The 18,508-nt window shown below is 47.9% G+C and carries 15 protein-coding genes; all 15 read right to left on the bottom strand.

All coding sequences use genetic code 11. The features are described from left to right. Window positions 1–627 precede the first annotated feature (627 nt). A complete protein-coding gene (locus HUG15_RS12750) occupies window positions 628–864 on the bottom strand; it encodes a YlmC/YmxH family sporulation protein (protein WP_114370763.1) in 237 nt (78 codons plus the stop codon). A gap of 56 nt (window positions 865–920) precedes the next feature. Continuing rightward, entirely contained in the window at window positions 921–2,180 is a 1,260-nt protein-coding gene (locus HUG15_RS12755; RefSeq protein WP_425504055.1) for a M16 family metallopeptidase, read from the bottom strand. After that, on the bottom strand, window positions 2,165–3,190 hold the full coding sequence (locus tag HUG15_RS12760; RefSeq protein ID WP_246516334.1) for a polysaccharide deacetylase family protein: 1,026 nt from the start codon (window positions 3,188–3,190) through the stop codon (window positions 2,165–2,167). The genes HUG15_RS12755 and HUG15_RS12760 overlap by 16 nt, the downstream gene beginning before the upstream one ends. Window positions 3,191–3,446: 256 nt before the next feature. Then, entirely contained in the window at window positions 3,447–5,525 is a 2,079-nt protein-coding gene (gene pnp / locus HUG15_RS12765) for a polyribonucleotide nucleotidyltransferase (RefSeq protein WP_200123467.1), read from the bottom strand. Window positions 5,526–5,695: 170 nt separating this feature from the next. Further along, window positions 5,696–5,965, bottom strand: a complete 270-nt coding sequence (rpsO, locus tag HUG15_RS12770; RefSeq protein ID WP_200123468.1) for a 30S ribosomal protein S15 — start codon at window positions 5,963–5,965, stop codon at window positions 5,696–5,698. A 155-nt stretch (window positions 5,966–6,120) separates the two neighbouring features. Continuing rightward, entirely contained in the window at window positions 6,121–7,080 is a 960-nt protein-coding gene (ribF, locus tag HUG15_RS12775; RefSeq protein ID WP_200123469.1) for a riboflavin biosynthesis protein RibF, read from the bottom strand. A 61-nt stretch (window positions 7,081–7,141) separates the two neighbouring features. After that, window positions 7,142–8,065, bottom strand: coding sequence for a tRNA pseudouridine(55) synthase TruB (gene truB / locus HUG15_RS12780; RefSeq protein WP_200123470.1), 924 nt, complete (start codon window positions 8,063–8,065; stop codon window positions 7,142–7,144). 12 nt (window positions 8,066–8,077) lie between these two features. Beyond that, complete coding sequence (gene rbfA, locus HUG15_RS12785; protein ID WP_200123471.1) at window positions 8,078–8,425, bottom strand: 30S ribosome-binding factor RbfA; 348 nt, start codon at window positions 8,423–8,425, stop codon at window positions 8,078–8,080. A gap of 20 nt (window positions 8,426–8,445) precedes the next feature. After that, window positions 8,446–8,721 carry a DUF503 domain-containing protein gene (locus HUG15_RS12790; protein WP_200123472.1) on the bottom strand — a complete coding sequence of 92 codons (276 nt, stop codon included), beginning with the start codon at window positions 8,719–8,721 and terminating at the stop codon, window positions 8,446–8,448. Continuing rightward, window positions 8,718–10,877 carry a translation initiation factor IF-2 gene (gene infB, locus HUG15_RS12795; RefSeq protein ID WP_200123473.1) on the bottom strand — a complete coding sequence of 720 codons (2,160 nt, stop codon included), beginning with the start codon at window positions 10,875–10,877 and terminating at the stop codon, window positions 8,718–8,720. Before infB ends, HUG15_RS12790 begins: the two co-directional genes overlap by 4 nt. A gap of 18 nt (window positions 10,878–10,895) precedes the next feature. Beyond that, on the bottom strand, window positions 10,896–11,198 hold the full coding sequence (locus HUG15_RS12800; RefSeq protein ID WP_200123474.1) for a YlxQ family RNA-binding protein: 303 nt from the start codon (window positions 11,196–11,198) through the stop codon (window positions 10,896–10,898). Beyond that, the gene (rnpM, locus tag HUG15_RS12805; protein WP_200123475.1) at window positions 11,195–11,467 is read right to left on the bottom strand and encodes an RNase P modulator RnpM; all 273 of its coding nucleotides are present in this window, start codon (window positions 11,465–11,467) and stop codon (window positions 11,195–11,197) included. Before rnpM ends, HUG15_RS12800 begins: the two co-directional genes overlap by 4 nt. Then, window positions 11,464–12,684: a transcription termination factor NusA gene (gene nusA / locus HUG15_RS12810; protein WP_200123476.1), complete on the bottom strand. Its 1,221-nt coding sequence runs from the start codon at window positions 12,682–12,684 to the stop codon at window positions 11,464–11,466. The genes rnpM and nusA overlap by 4 nt, the downstream gene beginning before the upstream one ends. Window positions 12,685–12,864: 180 nt before the next feature. Next, window positions 12,865–13,332, bottom strand: coding sequence for a ribosome maturation factor RimP (gene rimP, locus HUG15_RS12815; RefSeq protein ID WP_200123477.1), 468 nt, complete (start codon window positions 13,330–13,332; stop codon window positions 12,865–12,867). 811 nt (window positions 13,333–14,143) lie between these two features. Beyond that, window positions 14,144–18,442, bottom strand: coding sequence for a PolC-type DNA polymerase III (locus HUG15_RS12820; RefSeq protein WP_200123478.1), 4,299 nt, complete (start codon window positions 18,440–18,442; stop codon window positions 14,144–14,146). Window positions 18,443–18,508: the final 66 nt, after the last annotated feature.

The raw sequence follows: 18,508 nt of genomic DNA on the forward strand, positions 1-18,508 counted from the left end.
GCATTCAATGCGCAACATTTATGTCCGACAAAGAGAGAAAATGGATATGTGCCGGTTGCGGCCACGAGGGAGATAACGAAACAACCATTCTGCGAAGTGCAAAGGAATATCAATTTCTATTCCTGGATAGAAATTGACAGGATTAATGGTTCCAAGAAAAAATAAGAAGAGCCCTATCAACACATTTCAGGCACCTTAGTCAAGGGAGTGGTGCCTATTATGTTCAGTTACGATCAGCGTTGCTTCGTGTTGATTTTTACCGCTGACCGGATACCAATGACACGATTAGTGACCCTTTAATCGGTTAGCCCCCGCTGTTCGGGTGTTAATTGTATGATTAGTGACCCTTCGAGCGTGTTTTTTGCCTCTGTTCGGGTGCTAATGACTCGGTTAGTGACCCTTTAACCTGGTTTTCACTGCTGTTCGGGTCCTAACCCGCAATTGTATGCCCTCCGTTCGAGCGGCAAAACCGCCGGCGCGTACGCCCGAAATGCTCGCAACCAAGTACCCATTACAGCACCTAAGAAATTTCACCAAGCTTTTATGGCAAAAAGCCTTAGTTGCACTTATGTAGGTAAGAAAGTTTATACTTTTTTACCTACCAAAAAAGACCCCAGCAGGGGTCTCTCAAACCGAACGATTGACGATAATCATATCTTCACCAATCGTATGAATATGATGCCAGCGAATCTCGAGCGTTTCTTCATTTTTTCGGAATGGACTCCATCTCGTTGTCGGAAACAAGAAAGCTTCAATTTCACCGGTCGAAGCATTGACGCGGGCATCTAAACGCCCGGGAACACCAAGGCGTTCGCCTTGTTCAAAGTCAACGATTTCTTTGGCGCTCATTTCGCTTAATCGCATACGATCCCCCTTGTTAGGTGATAACGGTGGCCGCACAAGCCGCTTTCTGTAAAAATCTATGCCAACGGCGACAATTTAGAACGACCTTTCGGTAATTTTCCGTCCGGGCTTATGATCGAGAGGGCGTAATCTTTCTCATAAAGGTTTCGGGCAACTTTTTGAATTTCTCCGCTTGTCACGGCATCTATGCGTTCGGTTACCGTATCAAGCGAAGGGTGCCTCCCAAGGCTTAACTCATTTTTTCCGTTTCGGCTCATACGGCTGCTCGTGCTTTCCAATCCCAAGACCATGCTGCCTTGAACTTGCGATTTAACATCCTCCAGATCTTTGCCATCCACCTGTTCGTTTGCAAAGCGCTCAACCATCGATAAAACCGCCTCTAAAACTTCGTCTACATGCGTGGGAGCAGTTCCCGCGTAAACCGTCAACATCCCTCCGTCACGATACGTTACATGATCGGAGAACACCGCGTACGCAAGCCCCCGTTGCTCCCGGATGTCCTGGAACAAGCGGCTGCTCATGCTCCCTCCCAATAATTGATTGAATAAGACCATTGCATAAAGTTCATCATCACAGACCGGAATCCCGCTAAAACCAAGGCACAGATGGGCCTGCTCGATCCTTTTTGACCGTGCTTGCTTTTTGTTAAGCAACACAGGCGGTGTTTCGGAAACCGAGGGAGCCATGGTCGCCGAGAACCCGGAAAATTGAGATTTTGCAAAGGATAACAATTCATTATCTATTTTTCCCGCCATCGATAAGACAACGTTATCAGGCCGGTAATGAGTATGAATAAAATCATATAATTGGTCACGGCTAAACGTGGGAACCGTTTTTTCCGTACCGAGAATTGGTCGCCCCAATGGATGGTCTCCGTAAGCGACGGCGTCGAGGTCATCATGCACAACATCATCGGCTGTATCCTCGACCATGCGGATTTCTTCAAGAACGACATTTCGTTCTTTTGCCAATTCATCTTCATCAAAAACAGAGTTAAAAAACATGTCACTTAAAATATCCAAGGCTTCTTTCCCGTGTTTATCCATCACTTTTGCATAAAAACATGTATATTCTTTCGCCGTAAAAGCATTGACATCCCCGCCAATACGGTCAAAGCTTTCTGCAATCTCGGTTGCCGACCGTTTTTTTGTTCCCTTAAACAACATATGTTCAAGAAAATGGGACATGCCGTTTTCTTCTTCCTTTTCATCCCGCGATCCTGTGTAAATCCAAATGCCGATGGAAAGCGAACGGACATGTTCCATCGGTTCATAAACGAGGCGCAGCCCGTTTGGCAAATTCATTCGTTGAACAATAGCTCATCGTCCTCCTCTTCCTCTGATGGTCTTTGTGGTCCGCTCACCCGATTTTCGCTCATGACCGAAGAGATCGTACCTATCTCCAAATCCTGATCCCGAATCTGCTCAATCATCGCGCCGATGCCTTCGGCTGTCGGTTCTGTCGGGTGCATAAGGACGGTCGCTCCCGGGTGTATTTGATTCGTTACTCGTTCCACCATAGCATCCGGATCGGGATTTTGCCAATCAATCGTATCGACGGTCCATAGCACAGTATACATGCCCAGTTCGTGGGCGATTTCCACCACTTCATTCCTGAAACTTCCCGACGGTGGCGTAAACCATTGCGGATGTTCATTTAACGTTGCTTCAATCACTTCATTCGTCTCTTCCAATTCATTTCTTATTTCTTCCGAGGATAAAGAAGCCATATCACGATGGGAATACGCATGATTGCCTATTTCATGGCCTTCTTCCTTAATCATGCGGGCGATCCTGGGGTAGTCTCGTACCCACGATCCATCCAGAAAAAACGTTGCCTGTACATCCTGTTCGTTTAACTCGTTCAAAATGGTCGGAAGATGCTCGTTCCCCCAGGCAACATTTATAACAAAACCAACCATCGGCTTGTTCGGGTTTGCTTTATAAAATGGTGTTGGTGGCAAATCTTCATAAGACACTTCAGGGACCGTATCACGAAAAACAAGAAGTTCTTCGGCGTAACGGTCATGTTCTTTCATGTTTTCATATGACTCCGAAACATCAATCGTACGACCGTTATAACCGGGAATTCCTTTCCAAACGTCATCAATGAAAGCATCAATGGGAGGTTCATTGAACGCCTCTTCCGCCTCTTGAATCTGCTGGCGAATGTCTTCTGCGCTTTCTTCGGTCTGCAACTCTTCTGCTTCTTCTGTCCATGTATCGACGGTATCCTCCGATGTATGTGGAAGCTGCCAAGCGGTAAAGCCTACAATGACAACGAGAAGGCCTATGAACAGTTGCAAAAACCTCGTTTTAAACATCATTTCGCTCACCCCTCGTCCCATTTTATGCGAGAGTTAAAGCGTTATGTTATGTGATGGACGTCAATGTAATGCAAAAACAGGTCAACATAAACTCAATGGTTATAATATATGAGTAGATGGGATAATGACAACTAGCTAGCGGGGGAAAAACATGGGGACTCCTGTGGGAAAGCGTAGTGTTTTTCCGCAGCGGTTGCCCGAGCAAAAAAACAGTAAAAAAACTTGGTTGTTCGACCAAGTTTCTCTTGCTGATCAATTATTCTTCGTTTAGCAACACTTTTCGGGATAGATTTACGCGCCCTTGATTATCGATTTCCGTGACTTTCACGTTAATCGTGTCCCCGATCTTTACAACATCTTCTACTTTGTTCACACGCTCTTTCGCCAGTTGGGAAATGTGGACGAGTCCGTCCCTTCCTTTGAACAATTCCACGAATGCCCCGAATTTCTCAATGCGTTTCACTTTGCCTTCGTAGGTTTGCCCGACTTCAACTTCGCGGACGATATCTTCGATCGTCTTTTTCGCTTTTTCGTTCGCGCTTGCATCCGTTGAAGAAATATAGACGGTGCCGTCTTGTTCAATATCAATTTTCACGCCTGTATCTTCGATAATCTGATTAATCATTTTCCCGCTCGGTCCGATCACATCGCGAATTTTGTCCGGCTTAATATGCATCGTGAGAATTTTCGGTGCGTAAGCGGACAATTCCGGCCGTGATGTGCTGATCACATCGAGCATGCTTTTTAACACTTGCATACGGGCATTACGGGCTTGATCCAAGGCTTCTTTCAACACTTCACGAGTGATTCCTTCGATCTTAATGTCCATTTGCAAAGCGGTTATCCCTTCGGAGGTTCCGGCCACTTTAAAGTCCATGTCCCCGAGAGCGTCTTCCATTCCTTGGATATCGGTTAACACGGTTACGTCCTCATCTTCTTTGACAAGCCCCATGGCAATTCCGGCAACCGGTGATTTGATTGGAACACCGGCATCCATCATCGCGAGTGTACTCGCGCAAATGCTGGCCTGTGATGAGGAACCGTTGGATTCCAACACTTCGGAAACGAGTCGGATCGTATACGGAAACGCGTCCTCATCGGGAATCACTCTTTCCAATGCCCGCTCGCCAAGCGCGCCGTGTCCGATTTCCCGGCGTCCGGGTGCTCGCATCGGGCCTGTTTCCCCCACGCTAAAGGGCGGAAAATTGTAATGGTGCATAAACCGTTTCGATTCTTCCTCGCCGAGACCATCGATGATTTGTACGTCTCCGAGGGCACCCAACGTACAAACGCTGAGAGCTTGTGTTTGCCCGCGCGTGAATAATCCCGATCCGTGAGTACGTGGCAAAAGCTGAACTTCGGAAGAAAGATCCCGAATGTCTTCCCGGCCTCGTCCATCGGGGCGAATATTTTCTTTCGTAATCAAACGGCGAAATTCGTTTTTGAGAAGGCTTTGCAAAATTTCCTTTACATCTTCATGATAGTCGTCGTCAAAGTTGGCGAGGATGGATGCTTCCACCTCTTTAATGGCAACATCACGGGCATGTTTTTCTTTGACGAGCACAGCTTCTTTCAATTGTCCCTCCGCTTGATGCCGGACGTCTGTTTCCAAATCAACATCCGGTTGTTTCAACGTCACTTCCATCTTCTCTTTGCCTATTTTAGCGACGATTTCTTCTTGAAAAGCGACAATTCTTTTAATTTCCTCATGGGCAAATAAAATGGCTTCCAACATCTTTTCTTCGGCTACTTCGTTTGCACCCGCTTCAACCATGTTAATGGCTTCTTTCGTTCCCGCTACCGTTAATTCCATTTCGCTTAATTCCGCTTGCGCGCTTGTCGGGTTAACGACGAACTCCCCGTCCACAAGACCAATATCCACGCCGGCGACAGGGCCTGCAAACGGTAGATCCGATACCGAAAGTGCCAAGGAAGACCCAACCATTGCCGCCATTTCCGGAGATGCGTCCTGATCCACGCTCATCACCGTACTGATCACTTGGAGATCATTTCGGAAACCATCGGGGAACAACGGACGAATCGGTCGGTCGATAAGCCTACTCGTTAATGTAGCGGCTTCCGATGGCCTTCCTTCCCGTTTAATAAATCCGCCGGGAATTTTTCCGGCTGCATACAAACGCTCTTCATAATTCACCGTTAATGGGAAGAATGGCAAGTCTTTTGGTTCTTTCGAGCCGGTCGCGGTGGTGAGCACGACACTATCGCCATACTTTACAAGTACCGCGCCATTCGCCTGTTTGGCAAGTTTGCCAATTTCAAAAGACATCGTGCGGCCGCCGACATCAAGGGAAAATATTTGTTGTTCTTCTTCCATGTATATACCTCCTTTTTTGTCTTTTCGCGAATACATTTTCTATATACTCTTTGAAAAAAAAGCGGGATCAACCCCCCGCTTTTTGTTTTATCCCATCCTAGCAACGGCGGGGAGCGCTGATAGCAACGAGTGCCTCCGGGGAAGAAACCTCCTCCCCTTACAGCCTCTGTTTATCGACGTAGTCCCAGCTTGCGGATAATATCACGATACCTTGTAATATCTTTGTTTCGCAGATACGTGAGCAAGTTTCGGCGCTTCCCGACCATTTTGAGCAAACCGCGACGTGAATGGTGATCTTTGTTATGGGTGCGCAAATGCTCGTTCAATTCGACGATTTGTTCCGTAAGGATAGCGATTTGAACTTCCGGAGATCCGGTATCCGAATCGTGCACTTTATACGTATCGACAAGTTCTTGTTTACGTGCTTGACTAATAGCCATCCTTTCCACCTCCTTTTTATTTCTCCATTTCCCTCGCTTACCGCCGGTGGCGCGTGTAAGCCAAGCAAATGGCAGTAATGGCCCGGGAAACAGACCACATCGAATACAATACATTTTTTTTTACGAGAATGCAAGTGTTCGTTCGATTTTTCTTTTCATAGACCGGGGATTATTTCGAAATAACGATAAGCCGCGCGCTTGTCAGTTTCCATTTGGGTGACCAGTGCGTCTGTGGAATCGAATTTTATTTCAGGGCGGAGCATCGTTAACCATTTCATCTGTACGCGTTTCCCGTAAATCGTTTCATGAAAAGAAAGAAGATGGGCTTCGATCAGTGGCTCCGGTTGCCGGTCATGAAACGTCGGACGGTACCCGAAACTGCATACAGCCGGGTAATCCGTTCCATCGATTTGCACATACGCGCAGAACACTCCGATTGGCGGCAATACATAGGTATCATCGAGCGCTATGTTCGCGGTCGGGAACCCCATCTCCCGTCCGCGCTTATCTCCTTCCACGACTACCCCATACACCGTATGGGGGCGTTTCAGTAAATAGCTTGCTTGCTCCAATTCCCCGGATTCTATATGTTGACGAATACGGGTGGAGCTTACTTTTTCTCCTTCTCTCTCCCATTTTGTAACAGCTGTCGTCGCAAATTTTCCATGGGCATGGGAAGGTAATGTTTCCATGTTGCCTTTCCCGTATTGACCATAAGAAAAATCAAAACCGGCAACGGCATGAACGACATGAAGCGGAAGGATATAACCATCAACAAATTGCTGGGGCGAAAGAGAGGAGAGTGTTTTGTCGAAAGTGACGACAATGAGCCGATGAACACCCAATTCACGTATGCGCGATTCTTTTACCGGCAAAGGGGTTAATTCGGGATAATCAGTCCCTTCATAATCCTTGGAAAGAACCGTGCGCGGGTGAGGATGAAACGTTAATACAGCAGCCTCGACGTCTCTTTTTTCCGCTTCTGCAATTGCAGTCCGAATCACTTTTTGATGCCCTTCGTGAACCCCATCGAAATATCCAAGCGCTAGCACGATGGGAGGGCGTGATTCGCGTTCGTCAGCTGTTAATTCCGCCTGTAAATATTCCACTTCCATATCTTCGGCCTCCTCATACTGGAGGTGAAAGGTGAGAGGTCTCACCTCTCACCTCCCACATCTATCTCCCCACATCCACTTCCATCATTACATCCGGTTTGATCATGCCTTGTTTGCGAGGATGCGGTTTGTAAATCGCAAGGGTTTGGCGTTCTTTTGTAAACACGATCCGCTTCGATCGCGGATAATCATTTGCCGGCAGAACAGCGCCGTTTTTGATTTTTTGTAATTCCCGGTCGCTGACTTCGTAGTGAGGGTAATCCCGGAGTACATATTCAACGGGCAACAGGGATTCCTCGGCACGTCCATTTTGCGAGCGCTCGTCCATTTCCGGAATGCTCACGCACGCGTTTTGCCCGATGCCTGCACTCATCGTTCTTTTTAGCAGCGATAAATGGCCGGGATACCCGAGGCGTCTTCCAACTTCTACCGCGAGCGTTCGTACGTAGGTCCCTTTCGAACAAATAACCGAAAAAGGGATCAAAAGATGATCCCGGTCCGGTGACCACATTTCATTCCCGGTCTGGTCAAATGCATAAACCGTAACCGAGCGGACCGGGCGTTCAACAGTTTCTCCCGCTCGCGCATACTCATAGAGTCGTTTGCCTTTGACCTTTACCGCCGAATACATCGGAGGGACTTGCCGTATCTCCCCAAGCAATGATGCGAATGTTTGTTCCAATTCCTCATCCGTAATCGCTTCGCTCACCTTTTTGCGCTCGATCACCTCTCCCGCCGCATCTTCCGTCGTTGTCGCGCTTCCCAATGCAATCTTGCCTTCATACGCCTTCGTGCCTTCCATTAAGATAGGTACGAGTTTGGTCGCCCGTCCGACACAAAGAGGGAGAACGCCCGTGACATCCGGATCGAGCGTCCCCGTATGTCCGACTTCGCGCGTTTTGAACCAGCGGCGGGCGCGCAACACACAATCATGTGAAGTCATCCCGGCCGGTTTTTCCAACGGCAAAATGCCACTAACATTCATTGTTTTTTCCCTCTAATCTTCCTTTTTCAGATCATTGATCAGTTTTTCAATCCGATTGCCGTAAGCAATCGATTCATCAAAATCAAACTCAATATCCGGGGTTTTGCGAAGGTTAATGCGCTTGCCGATTTCCGAGCGAATGAATCCTTTCGCTTGGCGGAGCGCCTTCAATGTTTCCTCTTTGTCTTCGGATTCCCCCATCACGGTAACATATACCGTGGCTTGCTGAAGATCCCCGGTTACGTCAACGCCTGTGACGGTGACAAACTCCACGCGGGGGTCTTTCACTTCCCGCATGAGGATATCGCTCAGTTCTTTCTTCATTTGTTCACCGACCCGTTGGGCACGCATTTGACTCATCGTAAACACTCCTTCTATCACTACAGCCATTCATACTGAACCGAATGGCATTCCAATCCTGCGCTGCCGTCGATCATCTTAAGGGCATGCTCGAGCTCTTTCTCAATCACCTTGCGGGTCTTATTAATACAGCAAACAGAAAGGGATGTACGCTGCCATACATCTTGATGGTCCATTTCCGAAATGGAGACATTTAAACGGCGCACCCGGGTAATAAGACTTTGCAAGATTGAGCGTTTTTCTTTTAAGGAATAGCAATCCGGCAAGAAGCATTCACAATGGACGACGCCGATCATGTGCGCGGAACTTCTTCCATTACATAAGCTTCCATCGTGTCTCCTTCTTTCAAGTCGTTAAAATTCTCCAACGTAATGCCGCATTCATAATTGTTGCTGACTTCCCGAACATCATCCTTAAACCGCTTGAGTGCCGAAATTTTTCCGTCAAAAATAACGACACCGTCCCGAAGCACGCGCACGTTTGAATCCCTCGTAACCTTGCCGTCGGTGACATAACTTCCGGCAATTGTTCCGATTCGCGACACTTTAAACAGTTGGCGGACCTCTACATGTCCGATTACTTTTTCTTCATATTCCGGATCGAGAAGCCCTTTCATGGCAGCTTCAATTTCCTCGATGGCGTCATAAATGACTCGGTAGAGACGCACGTCAACGTCTTCTACTTCCGCTGTCCGTTTTGCGTTCGCACCGGGGCGAACATTGAAGCCGATAATAACCGCGTTGGATGCGGAGGCAAGAATGACATCCGATTCCGTTACCGCTCCGACGCCCGTATGAATAATATTAACCTTTGCGCCGGCAACATCAATTTTCTCAAGAGATCCGCGCACGGCTTCTACGGAACCTTGTACATCCGCTTTAACGATGATGTTGATTTCTTTAATTTCGCCTTCTTGAAGTTGGTTATACAAATCATCAAGGCTGACACGGGACGTTTGACGCCGCTGCGCTTCCTTCGCTCGGACCGCACGCCCCTCGCCGATTTGTTTTGCCTTCTTCTCATCGGCAAATACGAGAAATTGATCGCCGGCTTGAGGTACGTCGTTCAAACCGGTAATCTCCACCGGTGTCGACGGTCCGGCAGTTTTTACACGTCGACCGACATCATTCATCATCGCCCGAATACGACCGTGCGTATACCCGACAACGATAGGGTCACCGACGTTCATCGTTCCCCCTTGCACGAGCAATGTTGCAACCGGCCCCCGTCCTTTATCAAGCTCCGCTTCAACAACCGTTCCTTGTGCTCGTTTTTCCGGATTGGCTTTTAACTCTTCCACTTCCGCGACGAGCAAGATCATTTCGAGGAGCTCATCGATGCCTTCGCCTTTCACGGCCGAAACGTTAACAAAGATCGTCTCCCCGCCCCATGCTTCCGGGACGAGCTCATATTCCGTTAATTCTTGCATGACACGATCGGGATTCGCATTTTCTTTATCCATTTTGTTTACGGCTACGATAATGGGCACTTCCGCTGCTTTTGCATGGTTCAATGCCTCCACCGTTTGCGGCATGACCCCATCATCAGCAGCGACGACGAGAATGGTGATGTCGGTCGCCTGCGCGCCGCGGGCACGCATCGTCGTGAATGCCGCGTGGCCGGGAGTATCAAGAAAGGTAACCCTTTTTCCCCCTTCTTCCACTTGATAAGCACCGATGTGTTGGGTAATGCCGCCGGCTTCCGTATCGGTGACCTTCGTCTTGCGGATACCATCTAGCAAGGTGGTTTTCCCGTGGTCCACGTGTCCCATGATTGTAACGACCGGAGCTCTTTCTTCGAGGTTCGCGGGGTCGTCCTCTTCCTCATAACGTTCAATATCCAGCGGATCGACGATTTCTTCTTCTTCCACTTTCACGCCATAATCATCGGCAATCAACTCGATGGAGGCTTTGTCAAGGGCTTCGTTTTTCGTCGCCATGACGCCTAAGCCCATGAGCTTTTTGATGAGTTCGGACGTTTCTTTGTGTAATTTCTCAGCCAATTCCGCAACGGTTAAGCTTCCGGCAAACGTAATTTTTTCAGGCGTTTTCGGCGTTTCTTTTGCGCGCCTTTTTTGATTTTTATTGCCTTTGCCTCTTCTGCCGGGTCCTTGGTTTCCTGCGCGCTGCCCGCCGGGACGTTGGCGCTTTTGCCCATTACTTCTTTTATCTTGTTTCGTTTGTTGATGGGCTTTTTTATGGTTATTTTGGTTTTGGGACCGTGTTGAAGCGTTCGATTGTTTTTCTTTTGTTTGGTTTTGATTTTCGTTTTTCCCCATACTCCCATCCTTTTTCCCTGTTGTTTGATTTTGCTCTAGCTGTTTGATTTGTTCGTCATTAATCACAGACATATGGTTGCTCACGTTTATATTTTTCGCCTTTAAGTCCGCAACGACTTCTTTGCTTGATTTATTAATGGACTTGGCGTATTCATATACTCGCATTTTTGCCATATAAACAACCTCCAACTTCTATTGTTCTAGCATCCGGATCATTTTTTCGGAAAATCCTTTATCCGTAATGCCGATGACAACACGTTCGCGTTTTCCGATCGCTTCCCCTAACGCTTGCCGTGTTCCCGCTTGCCTGATTGGAATATGATAATGGCTACATTTATCATAAAACTGTTTGTTTGTGTTTGTTGATGCATCCTCGGAAATAAGAACAAGATGAAATCGTTTCGTTTTAATGCCTCGCATAACAGTGTCTTCACCGCTAACAACCTTATTGGCTCGTGTAGCAAGCCCGAGAAATCGGTAAAAATCCTGTTTCATTTGTTTATTTGAAGACGTTCCGTCTCCAGCCTTTCATAGGTCTCTTCATCGACGTTTACTTTTAAGTGCCGTGATAAAAGGTCTTTCTTTTTGGCAAGCACGAAACATTCCTCTGTGTTTGAAATGTACGACCCGCGCCCGTTCTTCTTTCCGGTCGGATCAACGGATACATGGCCATCCGTGTCCCGCACGATTCGCACAAGCTCTTTCTTGGCTTTCATTTCACCGGTTACGATGCACTTTCGCAAAGGGGTTTTACGCTTTTTCATTCTTCTTTCTCCTCTACGGTCTCGGTTTCCGGCAGCTTTTCATCAAGTTCGTCATCCAAAACATCTTCTATATCTTCATCTTCATACACGTCTTCATCTTCGATCTCGTCTTCCCGGGTGTTATCCTCTTCTCCTTCATCTTCGCCGGGCACACGAGCGGTTGCCGGATCATATATTCCTTTCTCTTCTGCTTCCGATAGGCTTTTGATATCAACTTTCCAGCCCGTCAACTTCGCTGCCAACCGCGCGTTTTGCCCGCGCTTTCCAATGGCAAGCGACAATTGGTAATCCGGGACGATAACGAGGGTGCTTTTCGATTCCTCATCGACTTGAACGTCGAGCACATTCGAAGGGCTTAAGGCGTTTCCGATGTAGTTGACAGGGTTATTGGAATAATGAACGATATCGATTTTTTCGCCTTTCAATTCATTAACTATCGCTTGAACGCGTTGTCCGCGCTGCCCGACACAAGAACCAACCGGATCAACGTCGGGATCTTCAGCGTAAACGGAAATCTTTGACCGGTCCCCCGCTTCTCGTGACACTGATCGAATCTCAACAGTTCCATCATATATTTCCGGAACTTCAAGTTCAAATAATCGCTTTAAAAGACCCGGATGGGTACGTGAAATCATAATTTGCGGACCCTTTGTCGTTTTTTCCACTTTCGTAATATAAGACTTGATCCGGTCGTTATGCGCGTAGGTTTCATTCGGCATCTGTTCGCTTTGCGGAAGGATGGCTTCCACTTTCCCTAAATCAACATAGATAAAGCGATGATCCTGGCGTTGGACGATCCCAGTCATAATATCTTCTTCCCGATCGATAAACTCTGAGTAAATGATGCCCCGCTCCGCTTCGCGCACCCGCTGGGTAACGACTTGTTTTGCGGTCTGCGCGGCTATTCTCCCGAAATCTTTCGGTGTTACTTCAATTTCGACAACATCATCAAGCTCATAATGCATGCTTATTTCTCTAGCGGCTTCGATGGTAATCTCCAGCCTGTGATCGAAGACTTCTTCAACCACTTGTTTGCGTGCATACACTTTAATTTCGCCATTGTCACGGTTGATGTCAACACGTACATTCGGCGCTTGGCTGAAATTTCGCTTATAAGCCGATATCAACGCGGATTCAATCGCTTCGAGCACGATTTCCTTTTCGATGCCTTTATCCTCCTCCAATGTCGTCAAAGCATCTAAAAAGTCGCTGTTCATAACTACGTGGTCCCCTTTCAGTGAATACAGTGAAACTTCCATTAACAGAGGTCAGATTTCAAAGGCCGGAGATCGGTATTGAGATCACAGAAATCAGAAGCCAGAGATCAGATGCAGATCCAAGAAGCGAGGAGCTTCTAGAAAATAACTTTCATCTGACTTCCGGTGTCTGATCTTCGGTTATAATACGGACAATCGTGCATTTGCAATCAGGCGCTCCGGCACATGGAAAGTAATGGTCCTTGCCTTTTCACGAATGTTGATCGTTATTTCTCCATCTTCATAAGCAGTGAGTTCTCCCGTAAACGTTTTTCTGCCATCAACATGCTCGTACGTCTTGAGATAGACGTTCTTACCGATAGCTTCCTGAAAATCCTTGGCGTTTTTTAGCGGCCGTTCCGCCCCCGGAGAACTTACTTCCAAATAATAAAATCCCTCTATTGGGTCTTCTTCGTCCAATTTTTGACTCATCCGTTCACTGACGAGGCTGCATTCCTCAAGTCCTACACCATCCGGATGGTCAATAAACATACGTAATACCCAGTTTTTTCCTTCTTTTTTATATTCCACATCGACAAGTTCCATGTTGAGGTCATCAAGAATGGGTTTCGCGATCGTCGCCACGTTTTCTTTCACGTTTTTTGACATGTGCTCCCTCCTTTGCAAAAGCCGTCTTAACGATTAGAAAACTTGGGCTTAGCTTAGTTGCACTTATGTAGGCAAGAAAGTTGATTTATACTTTCTTACCTACTAAGTTCCGGTAGCGAGCCTTAGGTTTTACGAAAAGTTCTTTCTAAGTGCAAGCAGAAAGAGTGGGAACCAGCCCCACTCTTTTCGCCGTACGTATCCATCTGTTGCCAACGTTAAAGTATCACAATTTCCAAACGATTGCAAGTCACATGAGGACCGAACGGTGCTCTTTCCGCGTCATTTGCTCATGCTTGTTATTTAATCTTGCCAAATTGTGCAGATCGTAAACCTTGGAACGTCTATAGAGCTTGCACGGTTTTTCAGTGCTTTTACGAAATCTTGTTCACGGACTTCGAAAAAGATCTAAGGACTCGTACAGGAGATGTGGAAGGACCCCCGTACCCCCAGTTAGCGGGATTGCTTGGGCCTCTTTTGTTCCTCTCGGAACAACTCGGCCTTCGTCTGAGGGATTACTCTGCTTCGCTTGTTCCTCTCGGAGCATCCCGGCCTTCGTCTGAGGGATTACTTTCCTTCGCTTGTTCCTCTCGGAGCATCCCGGCCTTCGTCTGAGGGATTACTCTGCTTCGCTTGTTCCTCTCGGAGCATCCCGGCCTTCGTCTGAGGGATTACTTTCCTTCGCTTGTTCCTCTCGGAGCATCCCGGCCTTCGTCTGAGGGATTACTTTCCTTCGCTTGTTCCTCTCGGAGCATCCCGGCCTCCGTCTGAGGGATTGCAATCGCGCGGTCGTCCCCAAAAAGGGGATAGATTACTAAAACAACGAAAGCTGATTCGAATCCGGCAAGCCTTCCAGGCAGTTGCTCGCCTCCAAATTTTGAATCACGTTTTTCGTCGCTTTGCTTCTTTGCTGCAAGTCTTCCTTTGATAAAAACTCACCGTCCGCCCGCGCGTCTACAATATTTTTCGCGGCATTCGCGCCTACGCCTTCAAGCGCGCCAAACGGCGGGATCAACGTGTCTCCATCGACGATAAACGTGTCTGCCTCCGAACGATAGAGATCGACCTGCCCGAAAGAAAATCCGCGCTCCGTCATTTCTAACGCCAGTTCCAACACCGTGACCAAGCTTTTTTCCTTCGGCGCCGCGTCGAATCCTTTGGCTTGAATGTCTTCGATGCGCGCCCGGATAGCGGTGCTGCCTTTTTGCATCGTTTCAAGCTCAAAATCGCTGGCCCGTACGCTGAAATACGTGGCATAGAACAGAATCGGATAGTGGACTTTGAAATAGGCGATCCTCACCGCCATCAAAACGTACGCTGCTGCGTGCGCCTTCGGGAACATATACTTGATTTTCAAACACGACTGAATATACCAATCCGGAACGTCATGCTTTTTCATTTCGTCAATCCATTCTTGTTCCAAGCCTCTTCCCTTTCGGACGAATTCGGTAATTTTAAAAGCAAGCGATGGTTCCAGCCCTTTATAAATCAGGTTAACCATAATGTTATCTCTAAGGCCAATCACGTCTTTCAGCTCACAAACCCCATCGCGGATTAATTCATCCGCATTTCCGAGCCACACATCGGCCCCGTGGGACAAACCGGAAATTTGCAGGAGCTCGGAAAACTTCTGCGGCTTCGTTTCTTCCAACATTTGCCTCACAAAACGTGTGCCAAACTCGGGGATCCCATACGTGCCGGTTTTGCACATAATCTGCTCCGGAGTGACGCCGAGCACTTCCGGTCCTTCGAATATACGCATAACCTCAGGATCGTCAATAGGAATATCGTTCGGATCGATGCCGCTTAAATCTTGCAACATCCGAATGACTGTCGGATCATCGTGGCCAAGAATATCAAGTTTCAATAAATTGTCATCGATGGAATGAAAATCAAAATGGGTCGTTTTCCAACTCGCGTTTTTGTCATCGGCCGGATACTGCACCGGGCAAAAATCATGGATGTCTTTATCGCCCGGAACGACGATGATACCGCCCGGGTGCTGGCCGGTCGTTCGTTTCACCCCTGTGCAGCCATGGACGAGCCGGTCGATTTCAGCGCCGCGGATATGGTCAATTTGATTGTCGTTTTGATACCCGCGCACGAATCCGTAAGCCGTTTTATCCGCAACCGTGCCGATCGTTCCCGCCCGAAAAACTTTGTCATCCCCGAACAATTCACGGGTGTACGCGTGGGCGCGTGCTTGGTAGTCCCCGGAGAAATTCAGGTCAATATCGGGAACTTTGTCGCCTTTAAATCCGAGAAACGTTTCAAAGGGAATATCGTGGCCTTCGCGAATATACGTGGCCCCACATTGTTCACATGATTTATCCGGCAAATCATACCCCGATGCCACTGACCCATCGTCATAAAAAATGGAATGGGAACAGTGCGGACAGACGTAATGGGGCGGCAACGGATTGACCTCGGTAATGTCGGACATCGTTGCCACGAAGGATGACCCGACAGACCCGCGGGAGCCGACGAGATAGCCATCGTCCAGGGAGCGTTTGACAAGTTTATGGGAAATCAAATAAATTACGCCATATCCGTGCCCGATAATGCTTTCCAATTCCTTTTCCAAACGGTCCTCGACAATAGCGGGGAGGTCTTCCCCGTAAATGCGCTTTGCTTTTCCATAGGTGAGCGTCCGCATTTCTTCGTCGGCGCCCTCGATGTTTGGCGGATATAAGCCATCCGGAACCGGCGCGATCGCTTCGATTTCATCGGCAATTTTTTTTGGCGATGTGACGACAATTTGGCGCGCTTTTTCTTCTCCAAGGAAAGCAAATGCCTCCAGCATTTCCGAGGTCGTGCGAAAGTGCACCTTCGGCATCGTTTGTTTATTCAACGGATTTGCCCCGCCTTGAGACGCGACGAGGATCTTTCGATAGATATGATCGTCCGGCTCCAAATAATGGACATTGCCGGTGGCGACAACCGGTATCGACAAACGTTCGCCAACCTCGTACAATTTTCGCATAATGTCCAAAAGCTGTGCCTCGCTTCTAATGATGTCTTTTTCCAATAAATGGCCATGAATTTCCGGCGGCTGTATTTCGATAAAATCATAGAAACGGGCAGCCTTCTCAGCTTCTTCAGCGGATTTTTGCATCATCGTTTCAAAGACTTCCCCTTGCTCACAGCCCGATCCAACGAGCAACCCTTCCCGATACCGGACGAGTTGCGACCGCGGGATTCGCGGGGTTCGGTAAAAATACGATAAATGGGATAAAGACACGAGTTGATACAAATTTTTCAAGCCTTCTTGATTTTGAACGAGAATCGTGCAATGGGAAGGCCTGTTTTTATAAAAATCGCCTTGCCCGATATTTTCATTGAGTTGGCGATGCTGATCAATGCCATTCTCCTTGGCATCACGAATCATTTTCATAAAAAGATAGGCGGTGGCCTCCGTATCATAAATGGCGCGGTGGTGGCTGACGAGTTCAATGTCGAATGCCTTGCATAATGTGTTCAACCGGTGATTTTTCATATTCGGATATAAAAAGCGGGCAAGTTCCAACGTATCGACGACCGGCTGTTCTACCTCCGGCCATCCTTCTTTTTTATAGCCGGCGTTGATAAAACCGATATCAAAACTGGCGTTGTGCGCCACAAGGCCGGCGTCACCGACAAAATCCGAAAACTGTTGCAAGACATCACTTACCTCGGGGGCGTCTGTCAACATTTCATCGGTAATGCCGGTAAGCTCAGTAATTTTCGCGGGAAGGGCTACATGTGGCTGCGCAAACGATTCAAACCGGTCCACAATTTCCCCGTTCGCCACTTTTACGGCAGCAAGTTCAATGATCGTGTCATAAACGGCTGATAACCCGGTCGTCTCCACATCAAAGACGACAAACGTTGACGTTTCAAGATCCCGTTCGCTCTCGTTGTAAGCGATCGGCACGCCATCATCAACAAGATAGGCTTCCATGCCGTAAAGCAGTTTAATATCATTTTTTTTCGCGGCCGAATAAGCTTCCGGAAAGCCTTGTACGACCCCGTGATCCGTAATCGCGACCGCTTCGTGCCCCCATTGTGCCGCCTTTTCCACAATTTCGCCCGGGGATGCCACACCGTCCATTTGGCTCATCGTCGTATGCGCGTGCAACTCAATGCGTTTTTCGTTTTCAGGAGCGTCATCCACCCGTTGGGCAATTTGAACTTCCGTGAGGTCATTGGCGATCATGACGAGATCACGCACGAACGTATCATCTTGAATACTGCCTCTTGCTTTCAACCACTTGCCCGCTTTTATTTCATTGAATAGCGGAATATCCTCTTTATCTCTGGAAAACATTTTCACAAGCAAAGAGTCTGTGTAATCGGTAAGCTTAAACGTGACTAACATACGCCCGCTTCTTAACTCGCGCGTTTCCGCCTGAAACACATACCCTTGTATCGTTACCCGGCGTTCTTCATCTTGGATGGAAGCGAGTGGAAGCGGTTCGTCTTTAATCGGATAACCGATTTGCAATTGTTTTTTTACTTCCGGCGTTGCTTGCTTTTCCTTTTTTTGCTGTTCCATCATGGCTTCAATAACTTTCGATTGTTCTTCTTCTTTTTTTTGTTCCAAAAAGCGGGTTTCTTCTTCGGTAGCAACTTCGACTTTCGGGGAAAAGGTAAGCGTTTCAAACCCTAAAGATTGGAGCGCGGCTTCCAAAGCGGGACCTGCTTGTTTGGTTAGGGAATTGGCTTCCGCCTCACTGTGGCACGTCAGCATCAAGGAACGGCCGTTCACAGCCGGTTCCGAGCGTTCCAGTTTCAGGGCGATATGATCGGGGAGGGCACGCGCTTTGGCAATGATCGCAGGCCAATAAGCCGCCACTTGTTCGGAATGTATGTATCCTTCATCATACACGATGGAAAAATCGATCGTGGCCATTTCCCGGAATCCTGCGTTTAGTTTTTCCTGTAACAGTTGGATTGCGAACGCATTAACCGGTTTGTCTAGCCTGAACATAAAATGCCATTTTCGCGTTTCCCGATAAACATCCAATTTCTCGATGCGCCCGGAACGAAGCTCGGATTTGTAAACATCTTCAGGGATCCCGATTTGTTCCAAAAGAAGTTGAAAACGTTCATACCGAACAGCACTGTCATCCATAGGCAAACCAACCGTCCTTTCGTTCCAGATGTGAGAGGTGGAAGGTTAGAAAACCTTCCACCCCCT

The sequence above is a fragment of the Salicibibacter cibarius genome (assembly GCF_016495725.1).
Lineage (GTDB): Bacteria > Bacillota > Bacilli > Bacillales > Marinococcaceae > Salicibibacter > Salicibibacter cibarius.